At 69.4% G+C, this 10,610-nt stretch carries 12 protein-coding genes; all 12 read left to right on the top strand.

Translation table 11 applies throughout. From position 1 onward, the window contains the following. Positions 1-255 precede the first annotated feature (255 nt). Positions 256-984 carry a hypothetical protein gene (locus tag RJ03_RS32720; protein WP_157163583.1) on the top strand — a complete coding sequence of 243 codons (729 nt, stop codon included), beginning with the start codon at positions 256-258 and terminating at the stop codon, positions 982-984. 41 nt (positions 985-1,025) lie between these two features. Beyond that, positions 1,026-2,222, top strand: a complete 1,197-nt coding sequence (locus tag RJ03_RS32725; RefSeq protein WP_245552465.1) for a cutinase family protein — start codon at positions 1,026-1,028, stop codon at positions 2,220-2,222. Then, positions 2,219-3,316: a lipase family protein gene (locus RJ03_RS35465; protein WP_051025590.1), complete on the top strand. Its 1,098-nt coding sequence runs from the start codon at positions 2,219-2,221 to the stop codon at positions 3,314-3,316. Before RJ03_RS32725 ends, RJ03_RS35465 begins: the two co-directional genes overlap by 4 nt. Before the next feature lie 171 nt (positions 3,317-3,487). Next, the gene (locus RJ03_RS32735; RefSeq protein WP_245552468.1) at positions 3,488-4,855 is read left to right on the top strand and encodes a cutinase family protein; all 1,368 of its coding nucleotides are present in this window, start codon (positions 3,488-3,490) and stop codon (positions 4,853-4,855) included. Positions 4,856-5,178: 323 nt separating this feature from the next. After that, complete coding sequence (locus RJ03_RS35470) at positions 5,179-5,667, top strand: DUF8176 domain-containing protein (RefSeq protein WP_051025591.1); 489 nt, start codon at positions 5,179-5,181, stop codon at positions 5,665-5,667. Then, positions 5,664-6,323, top strand: a complete 660-nt coding sequence (locus tag RJ03_RS32745) for a hypothetical protein (RefSeq protein WP_157163584.1) — start codon at positions 5,664-5,666, stop codon at positions 6,321-6,323. The genes RJ03_RS35470 and RJ03_RS32745 overlap by 4 nt, the downstream gene beginning before the upstream one ends. After that, on the top strand, positions 6,320-6,604 hold the full coding sequence (locus RJ03_RS32750; protein WP_036510315.1) for a hypothetical protein: 285 nt from the start codon (positions 6,320-6,322) through the stop codon (positions 6,602-6,604). The genes RJ03_RS32745 and RJ03_RS32750 overlap by 4 nt, the downstream gene beginning before the upstream one ends. Before the next feature lie 115 nt (positions 6,605-6,719). Then, positions 6,720-7,655 carry an alpha/beta fold hydrolase gene (locus RJ03_RS32755; protein WP_036510318.1) on the top strand — a complete coding sequence of 312 codons (936 nt, stop codon included), beginning with the start codon at positions 6,720-6,722 and terminating at the stop codon, positions 7,653-7,655. After that, positions 7,652-7,885: a hypothetical protein gene (locus RJ03_RS32760; RefSeq protein WP_036510321.1), complete on the top strand. Its 234-nt coding sequence runs from the start codon at positions 7,652-7,654 to the stop codon at positions 7,883-7,885. Before RJ03_RS32755 ends, RJ03_RS32760 begins: the two co-directional genes overlap by 4 nt. Positions 7,886-7,908: 23 nt before the next feature. Continuing rightward, complete coding sequence (locus RJ03_RS32765) at positions 7,909-8,547, top strand: DUF8175 domain-containg protein (protein ID WP_036510324.1); 639 nt, start codon at positions 7,909-7,911, stop codon at positions 8,545-8,547. Continuing rightward, positions 8,544-9,341 (top strand): DUF8175 domain-containg protein, encoded by a 798-nt coding sequence (locus RJ03_RS37640; RefSeq protein WP_157163585.1) that lies wholly within the window; start codon positions 8,544-8,546, stop codon positions 9,339-9,341. Before RJ03_RS32765 ends, RJ03_RS37640 begins: the two co-directional genes overlap by 4 nt. Beyond that, a partial coding sequence (locus RJ03_RS32775) for a TrbL/VirB6 family protein (protein WP_157163586.1) occupies positions 9,338-10,610 on the top strand: 1,273 nt, incomplete at its 3' end. The genes RJ03_RS37640 and RJ03_RS32775, both read left to right, overlap by 4 nt.

Here is a 10,610-nt window from a genome sequence, read left to right on the forward strand (position 1 = left end):
CACGAAACGCCGCACCATTCATTCTTTTCCTCTTTTCTCTCCCTCCGTTTGAAGGGTTTATTCGGAATGCCGAAAACAGGATTCAGAAACGCCAAGAGAAGAACCGCGACACCCTCCAAAAGGTGGGAGCGGTCACAGGCAGGCAAGCCCCGACCCACGTCGCTCGTGGTTGCCGGTGCCGTTCCGCTGCTGATCGCGCTCGCGTGCGCCGGCCCGGCGGGAGCGTCGACGGCTTCGGTCGCGGACCAGCCTGGCGTGACCAGCCCTTCCCAACCTGGCACCGCGGCACCGCCGCCCCCACCCGGGCCGCCGCCGGCGCCGGAACCTCAACCGGAACCGCCCCCCGAGCCGCAGCTGGCCTACGTCGAGCAGCCACCCGAGGTCCGCAACGGGCCCACACCGCGCCCCGAACCCGCCGACGACCCGGCACCGCCGGTGCAGGTGCAAGACCTGCATCTGCCCGAGCCGGTGGCGCCGGTCGCGCCGATTGCGCCGCCGGACAACACGATTCGTATCGGTCAGTGGCAGGCCCCGGCACCGGATTGGCTTCCACCCCAAGCACGTGACTGCATCAACAACGCCGCGGCCGGGGCGGAAGCGCAGGTCGCCACCGCTCTGGATTCGATCGGTATCCCGGCAGGGCGCTCGGACCGGGTCAGCGGCGCAACTCTTGCCGGCGCCGGGATCGGCGGCGCGGCCGGAGCGGTCGCAGCCGGCGCACCGGTGGCCGCCGCGGGCGCGGTCGTGGGCGGGCTGATCGGCGGCACCATCGGCGGAATCGCCGGTGCCGCAGTAGGAACCGTGATCCCGGTCCCAGTGGTCGGCACCGTTACCTCCGGCGTCGCGGGAACGGCGCTCGGTGCCGCGGCCGGTGCGGCAGCAGGCGCTGCCATCGCGGGTATCCCCGCAGCGGTGGCGGGCGCGTTGGCCGGCGGAACCGTCGGTGCCGGATTCGGCGCCGGAGTCGGGGTGGGCCAGCCGTGACCGACACGACTCTGACTGTGAAAGCGCTAACCACGATCGCGGTGAGCACCGCATGCGCCGCGATGGTGAGCGGTCTGGGGAGTGCCACACCGGGTGCTGCGCCGATCGGTCCCGGCTGCCCAGCCCTGTACGTGATCGGGATCCAGGGCACCGGCCAATCGGACCCCGACCCGACCGCCGACACCGGGGTCATCGGCGCACTGCTGGCCCAGGTCCAGGCCGCCGCCCCGGACCTGGTGCAACACAGCACCATTCCGTATCCAGCAGGCTTCGGTGGGATCGTTCCCGGCGGCGGATCGGCACCGTACGCAGAATCGGCGACCGAGGCACTGGACGGTCTCGAAGTAGCTGCCACCGACATCACCAGTGCCTGCCCCAGCACGTTGCTGGCGGGTGTGGCGTATTCGCAAGGTGCCCAAGCGATGGCGCAGTTCGCCCAACAGGTCGGCGCGGGCCAGGGGCCCGTTCCGCCGGACAAGATCGCAGGGATCGCGCTCTACGCAAACCCCGACCGGCTCCCGAACTCTCCGGTCATTCCCGGTCGGCCGGGACAAACCGTGCCCGACCCCGCCCCCGGCACATCGGGCGCCGGGGTCGCGACAGTGCAGCTTCTCAACCCGCCCGCGGCCGGTGGCGGTATCGCTGCCGACGGGAGCGGCTACGGGTTGCTGACCGGTCGTGTCGCTGATATTTGCACCGACGGTGACCTGGCGTGCTCGGCGCCCGACCATGCGGCCCTGCTGCGCGTCGGCGCGGAAATCCTCGCCCAGGCCGACCTGCGCGACCCGATCGCGGCCCTGACGTCGATCAACGGACTGTTCTCGACGGCGATGCGACGCGCGTGGACCACGGTGCTCGCCGAGGACTTCCACACCGACCCCGGCAACGCCGACTACCTTCCGGCAAAACCGTTGGCGCAGCGACTCATCGACGCCGCCGACCCCCGAACCCCCGCACCGGGCCCGGATCAGGTGCGGGCAGCTGCCCAGCGATGGGAGCAGATCACCGCCGCGGCGACGGCGAACCCGCTCGGCGTCGTGGCGAAGCTGGCCGGCCAACTCGTCGCGGCCTGGGGCCAGCTGGTTGCCGACAACGCCGATCTGATCAACCCGGCGGTGTGGCTGCACTACGGCGACACGGTCTCCCGCCACAACGGCTACCTCGCCAGCGGCCAACTCGCCTCCGGCCTTGCCTGGATGACCGCACTCGCACACGACGCCGCAGGACACCAGTCATGAACGACATCGGCACCGCCTTCTACACCCCGCCCACCCTGCACGACTCCATCGAGCCCGGCCGCATCCTGCGCATACGCCCCACCGACACTCCCGCGTTGATGGGGGCAGGCGCCGCGTGGCAGCTGCTCTACACCTCTACCGACACCCACGGCGAACTCGCCGCCGCCTCCGGCATCGTGATCGCCCCCGACACCGATCCCGAACTCGGGCCAGGTCCGATTATGGTGTACTGCTCCGCCTTCCACGGGCTCGGCGGCCCCTGCGCACCGTCTCGGCTGCTCGCGATCGGTGCCGAACCCGACACCGCACCGATCACCGCGGCGCTGGATCGCGGCTGGATCGTCGCTGTCCCGGACGGGGAAAACCTCGGCGTCACCGGCCAAGGCCCGCACACCTTCCTCGCCGGCCGTGCCGCGGCACACCACACCCTCGACCTCGCCCGCGCCACCGCCTCGATCCAGCAACTGAACACACAGGAATCACCAGTGGTGGCGTGGGGATATGCCGACGGCGCTCGCGCGGTCACGATCGCGGCGCAGCTGCACCGCTCCTACGCACCGGACGTGGACCTGCGCGGGATCGCGGCCGGCGCCACCATCACCGTTCCCGGCGACCTGGCGGCCCTGCTGAACACCAGTCCGTTTTCCGCGCTCGTGCTGGCCGGGCTTATCGGCTTGTCGCGCGCGTACCACCATCTGCCCCTGCGCCACGTGCTGTCTGCCGACGGCCGCCAGATCATCGCTGAGGCCGAAAACCGCAGTGCTCCAATGCTGCTCGCGCAGTATCGGCGGCCGATCGAGCAGTGGTGCGACCGGGGGCAGCCGTGGACCGATCCCACGTGGCATTACGTCCTGGCCCGCGAAACCATCCCCGTCGACCAGGTACCGAGCGTGCCGGTGCACCTCTATCACGGCGCTCGCGATGCGCTGGTGCCGATCGGACAGAGCACTCGCCTGCTGTCGGCCTACCGCGAGGCCGGGGTCGAGGTGAGCTGGCGCAACTACGACCGCGGCCACCTTGACACCGCGCACGACGCCATCACCGAAACCATCGCCCGCCTGGCCGACTACCTCGCACGATCGGGTGAGGAGTGAAAAGCGATGTGCTGCAACAACCATCGGGACATACGCCGAATCGCTCTCGCTAGCGCGCTGCGGAGGGGCACCGCTGCCGCCATCGGAGGTCTGCTCATCGCCGGTGGCAGCGCGCAGGTCGGGACCGCTGACCCGGCGGTCCCGATCGGGGACCGGTGCCCGGCATTGTTTGTGTTCGGGGTCCAGGGACCCGATGAATCGGCGCCCGACACCGCACCGACTCTGGATACCGGCGCCCTGGGCCAACTGTTCACGCCTTTGTCGGCGCACGCCGGTGACCTGATCCAGCGTCTCTACATCCCCTACGGACACGACGACACCGGCGAACCCGAGACCTACGGCCAGGCCACCACGAGCGCCGCGCACCGGCTCGAATCCGAGGGCGCCGAGGTCGTATCTCGTTGCCCGGCAACGAAGATCGCTGTCGCCGGATGGGGGCAGGGCGCGGCGGCGGTCACCGATTTCGCCCACCGCGTCGGCGACAACACCGCCACCGTCAAGGCGGATTCCATCGCTGGGATCGCGTTGCTGGCCAACCCATCGCGAGCGGGCGGCGACATCCTTCCCGGCAGTCCGAGCCAGACCACCCCGGCATCGGCACCTGGCACGACGGGGGCAGCGGTAGCGTCTATCCACTTCGCCAACACTTCAGGCGGGGACACGGGAATCGACCCCAGCGCGACTGGAAATCCGGGATTCGGGATGTTGGCCGGTCGAGTCGCCGACATCTGCACGCCAGGTGATCTGGCCTGCGACGCTCCCGCTGGTTCGCCACTGACGCACACGGTGAAAAACATTGCCGCTCAATCGAACCTCGGTGATCCGGTTGCGGCGATCTCGACCATCGCGCAAGCGTTGGCGGCCACGACCTGGAAAACCGCGATCGGCGTCGTCACCGACGACATCGCCGGCAACAGCCTGGACGAACTGAGCTACCAACCAGCCAAACCCCTGGGGCAACGCCTGGCGGAGGCATCGGACCCGAACACCCCGATGCCCGGCCCCGACGACGCGCTGGCCGCGTTGTTCCGGCTCGGCACGATCGGGCTCAACACCGTGGTGTCGGTGGCGCAGAAGGTGTTCACCCCGGCCACGATCGCCGAGCTGGCCACTGTCGGGATGGCCAACCCCGCCGCCGCGCTCGGGGTCCTCGGCGCGAAACTCGCCGGCGCTGTCGCCGACCTCGTACCGCCGCAAACAGCGCTGGGCTGGGTGAACCAGGCATTCGACGCCATCACCTCCACCGTCACCGACGACAACCAGCTCTACCAGCTGGCCACCTACACCCAATACAGCGACACCGCGGGCCACCACGCCGCCTACACCAGCAGCCCCGCCACCCCGACCGGAACACCAGCCCTCGCCGCGGTCGCCGACTGGTTCACCGCCCTGGCCCACGACCTCGCCGCCACCCACCCCACCAGCGAAACACCACTACCGACCACCACCACAACGGAGCCCACAGCCGCGACGACGTCCGGCTCCGTCCCTGAGCGGACCGGCACGGCAACCCCTCCCCCTGCCGTGCCGAGTCCTTGAACCCCTTCGGCGGAGACGGTTTCTCTGCGCCAGGGAGATCAGTTCGTTCCTCGCGGGCCGACTCCGCCGAAGGGCCCCTCACCGCCCACTCATCCACACCGAGGAGGTGAAACACCGTGCCACACAACAAATCCGCGAACGCAACGCCCCTCGCAGGCGACGAATGGCGTTGGCTCGAGCCCGACCCATCGGCAGACCAAAAGCCTGAGCCCGCACAACTGCATCCGGATGGTGACGACATCCATCGCGAACCGGCGGTCAGGGGACAGGAGTCCCCGCGACTGGGTGTGCCGTCGGCGCGGGTGTGGATAGTTGTCGGGGCGGTGGTGACTGTGGCCGCCGTGGCCGTACTGACCGGCGCACTGACGGTCGCTCACCCCGGCGGGCACACCGCGGTTCCGACACGGACCGCGGCCCCGCCCTCGAGCAACGCCGCAGCCGTCGGCGGGGCGTGCGCCGGATTGACCGGTGCCACGGTCACCGATCGAGACGGTGACCCGCGGACGGTCGCCGGGGTCGTGGCCTCGTTCGAAAACGCCTACTACCGGCTCCGAAGCGCGGACGCGGCCTTGCGGGTCGTGGCGCCGGAGGCCGGGCTGGCCGCCGATGCGCTCGCCGCCGGGATCGCCTCGATCCCGGAGGGGAGCACCTATTGCGTGGCGATCACGCCGATCGCCACCGGAAGCGCGAACGTGCATGTAGTCGAGCAACATCCCGACCGTAGCCGCACCGACTACCTCCAAGTGATCAACACCCGCACCGACGGTGCCAACCTGCTGATCACCAACATCCAAAAGCAGGCCGGACCATGACCACCGCCCTCGCCGGGCACGCCAACGGCACGCCCCCCGACGGACGACTCGACCCGACCACTGTCGCAGGACCGGACCCCGAACGTCGCGCGCCGGTGAGGAATTCAGCGTTGCCCGTGACCGGACCGTACCCTCCGCTGTTCGCGGTGCTCGGCGCCCACGGCGGTGCCGGCACCTCGACGCTGGCTCGCTGGTGGGCACACGCCGCCGACACCGGGCTCGCATGGCCAGCGGCCACCGTGACAACCCAGCGAGTAGTGGTCGCGGCCCGCGACTGCCTGCCCGGCCTGGTCGCGGCCGCGGACCGACTGCGCGAATGGCACGCCGGCCTCACACCACCTCGGGTGATCGTGGTCGGGCTGGTATTGGTGCCGCCGCGGCCCGGACGTGTCCCGCTCGCGGTGCGCCGCTACCGCAGCACCGTCGCGACGCTGGTCGGGGGCGCTGTGTGGCCGATCCGCTGGCACGACGAACTGCTCACCCACGAACTCGACGAGCTCGCCACCTATACACCGAATGATGCGCCGCCACCGCAGCGCGCCCACCTGGGCGACGCGGTCCCCGTCGACGTCTACAGGGCCGGGGCCGCGATCACCGCCTGCATCGCCGCTACCCGGCCGTTGCAACCCGATTCCACCCCTAGGAGATCGTCATGACCTCGATCGTAGACGCCAGTATGGCTGTTCTAGCACAACAGATTCCAATCACGCCGCAGCCGCCTCCGGGCTCGGAGGGGCTGACCAAGGTCGTGAACTGGCTCGCCTGGGCAGTCATGCTCGCCGGGATCGCAGCCCTCATCTACGCCGGCGGCAAATTCGGATGGGAACGCTGGCACGGCGGCGCGGTCGAAAGCCCCAAGATCGTGCTCGGCGCCCTCGTCGGCGGAATCATCGCCACCAGCGCCGGATCCATCATGACTCAAATCGTCGCCAAATAGCAGTAGTGCCAAAGTCATTCGGATTTCCGCACCTACCCGCTACCGGGCGTTACCGAATGGGCGGAATCAACCATCAAACAACGTAATCGATTCTCAGGCAGAGGAATTCATACGCATGTCCGTCACCGACACCTCCCCGTTGACCATGCCCACCAGCGACGGGCTCGTGCTGGCCGGAAATCGTTGCGGGCCGTCGTTCGCCGCCGCGACCGTTGTCTATGTGCACGGGTTGCTGTGCGACGGCAGCTGGTGGCAGCCGCTGACCGAGCAGGTGCACGACCGCCTCGACGGGCAGATCGCCCAGATCGTGTGGGACCAGCGCGGGCACGGTCGCTCCGGACGCCCCCACCGCAGCATCGAGACAACACTCGACCATCTGGCCGACGACCTCGATACGGTGCTCACCCAGGCCACCGGATCGGTCGTGCTCGTCACGCACTCGGCCGGGTCGATGATCGCTGCCGCCTACGCGCAGCGATACCCGGCTCGCGCCGCCGCACTGGCAGGGTTGGTGCTGTTCAACCCCGCCGGCGAATTCCCGGAATTCCCCGCTCTATCCAGTCATTTCACCACCGCCGCGGCACGGATCAAGGGCCTGCGCCGCGGACGGCTCGACCACGTCGCGGCCGCGGCCGCATCACTGGTCGAACGACGATTCCGCCGCACCGCGCGCCGGCTCGGCTCCAAGGCGCCGCTGGCGACCAGCGCACGGCCCGGAGATCCGCGCGTGCTGACCGACCTCATGCACGCCTACCGCCACTTCTACCTCGACCCCGACATCGCCGCCGCTCTGCGGTCGGTGCCCTCGTTCGTCATCATCGGCGACCGCGACCGCGTAGTCCCCGCCGCCCAATCCACGCGGTTCGCCGAAAAGATCTGGGCCGACCAGCAGGTAGTGCCCGACGCCGGGCACTCACTACCGCGCAGCGATCCCGACATCGCCGCCGAGACCATCGTCGCCGCGCTCGATGTCGCCTACCACGCCGACGTCGACCAACTCCTGCTCGACCAGGACGGCGAACTGGCCACCGACACCGACGGCGCGCCATGACCACCACCCGCCTCGACCCGAAAGTCCTCGCCCCGCTGACCCAGATGCTCGCCTGGCTCGCCTGGCTCGTCCTGCTGCTTGCAATCGCCCGCACCATCTGGATCGGCTGGCAGCTGGCCTGGCGACTGCACCGCGACGAAGCGATCGAAGGACTCGCCGGCGCCCTGCTCGCCGCCGTCCTCGTCGGCTCCGCCAGCGGCATCGCCGCAGCCCTCTTCCCCACCCACTGAACCCAGCCGAACGGGAGACACCCATGAACCCGGCCACCACCCACCAAGCCAGCCTCACCGCGCTGATCGGACTGCTCGGCATCGCCACCCTCACCGGCTGCACCACACCCGCCAACCACACCACCCCGCCCGCCACCTCATCACTGCCCGCAGACATCCACGCCGCACCCACCAACCTGACAACCACGGCCTACCAGGGCATCTCGCTCCCAGTGGCCGACCAAGGCCCCCACACCCTGACCGGCGCGGTCGCCGCGAGGTTCGCACACTCCCCGGCCGGGGCGGCGCTGGCCGCCATCCACGCCCTCGTCCGGATCTCCGTAGCACCCGACGATCAATGGGCCACCGTGGGGCAACAGATGCTCGCCCCCGGAGCCGGACGCGACGACTGGGCCGTGGCGCGGGCCCAAATATCGATCACCACGCCGGTCACCGGCCCGCCACCGAAGATCCTCGGCTACCGCCTCACCGGCTACACCCCGACCGGCGCTGATGCCGCGATCTACACCCAGCAACCCGACACGTCGCTGACCTGCAACACCGCCACCGTTATCTGGGCCGACGGCGACTGGAAACTACTGCTCCCCGACGGGAACCACCCCGCACCGGTCACCGCACTCAACGCGCTGCCCACCGACACGATCCTGCTCCCGATCCGATGAACACCACCACGACCCCACCGCAGAGGCGCCACCGCTGGCTCGGCCTCGCGATAGCTCTGGCCGTCCCGCTGAGCGGATGCGGTACCGACACATCTCAACCCCCATCCCCTGATCCATCCACAACGATCACCACCGCCACCACGCGGCCCTCGCTCACCGCGTCGCTGGCCCAGCCGCCGACCACAGACTTGTTCGGAAACCGTCTCGACGTCGTCGGCGACGAAGGCCGCGCCCTTCCCCAAGACCCAGCCACGCGCCCCAACCCCTCGTCGATCGACTACCTCACCGCGGCCCCAGCACGAATGACGTGGCAACGCGGATGGGGCGGTGCCGCGTTACCCGCGTCCGGTAGTGACGGCCCTGCCCGCATCGACCACGGGATCGCCTCCGGATTCGCCGACACTCCACAGGGCGCCGCGCTGGCCGCCTGCGACGCGCTCGCCCGCACCCTCGCGGCACCGGAAAGTCTGTGGGAGAACGTTGTTCGTGCCCGCTTCGTCGGTGACACCGACGCGTTCATCGCCAGGGTGACGCGCAGCCGCACTCGCACACCGGATGCCGCGCGCTATGTCACCGTCCCGGACGGCATCCGCGTCCGCGACGGCTATCGGCCGGACTTCGCCGTCGTCGACATCGCCAACCGAACCCGCGAGGGATACACCTCCACGTCCTGGCCCATGACCTACGACGGCGACTGGCGAGTGCGCCTGCCCGACGACATCGAAATGCTCTGGCAGACCGGCGATCTCATCTCTTCACTCGCCGGCTTCGGGCAATGGAGGACCACCACATGACGATATCTTCCGCTACTGGCGCACCCGCTCAGTTGCCGGACATCGTGTGCGACCTGCCCACCGGGCCCGGCGCGGTGTGCGCGTTGAAACAACTCGGCGGCAAAGCCGCCAACTCCGCCGCCAACTCCGCATTCGACAGCCTTGTCGACTCTTTGGTCAACGGCATGACATCCGGAATCAGATTCGTGATGACGTGGTGGGTCAACCTGCCGTCGCCACAGCTCGCGGCGTCTACCGGGGAGCCGGGGCCTGCCTTGGCATCGATCCGTGGCTACACCTCCGGTTTGCAGGTTCTGCTGATGATTGCGGGGATTTTGTTCGCCGCTGCCCGGCTGGCGATGGCCAAACGCGGTGGTGTCGCGGGCGAAGCGCAGGAGAGCTTTCTCATGTTCGCTCGGGCGGTGTTCGCGTCGATGATGTTCTCCGCGCTCATCACTACCGGTACGAAAGCCGGTGACGCGTTCAGCAACTGGGTGATCAACGACGCCACCGGCGGCGACCTGCGCGGCGCGGTCGAGCGGCTGGTCGACAACAACCTTCGCGATCACAGCAACCTCGGCTCCGGGGTTCTGTTCGTGCTGGCCATCCTCAGCCTGATCAGCATGCTTGTGCAGCTCGCGATGCTCGTTGTCCGCCAAGCCGTGCTGATCTTGGTCGTCGCCGCGATTCCGCTGGCCGCGGCCGCCGCCGGAACCGGGCAGGGATCGCAGGCATACAAGCGGATGCTGTCGTGGTCGCTGGCGTTCGTGCTGTGGAAACCGGTCGGCGCCCTGGTTTACGCGATCGCTTTCACCGCAGCGGGCACGAAAGCGACCGGTCAGCAACAGGATCCGCAACTGGTGCTACTGGGAATGATCCTGCTGCTGTCGGTGACGATCGTACTGCCGGCCTTGATGCGGCTGGTTACTCCCGCGGTGGCGACCCTCGGCGGCGGGGGAGGAGCGGGCGCCGCCCTCGCCGGTGGCACCCTCGGTATCGCGATGGGCTCGGCCGGCGGCGACCGGTCCGCGGCCCGCAAGATGACCGAAGGCGAAAACGCCACCAGCGGAGGCGGTGGCGGGCCCAATCCACCCCCGAGCGGCCCCTCGGCCGGCCCCGGTGGGGGCCGTCCGCTCTCTGGTGGAACAGGTGGCAGTGGTGCTTCGCCCGGAGGCGGGTCCGCGGGCGGTGGTTTCTCATCCGGTGGGTCGGCCTCCGCCGGCGCCCGTAGCCGGTCGGCGGGCGCCGCGGGGCAAGCCGGTGGCGGCTCCGGTGCGGCGAGTGGCGCGG

Source organism: Nocardia aobensis NBRC 100429 (genome assembly GCF_000308375.1).
Classification (GTDB): Bacteria; Actinomycetota; Actinomycetes; order Mycobacteriales; family Mycobacteriaceae; genus Nocardia; species Nocardia aobensis.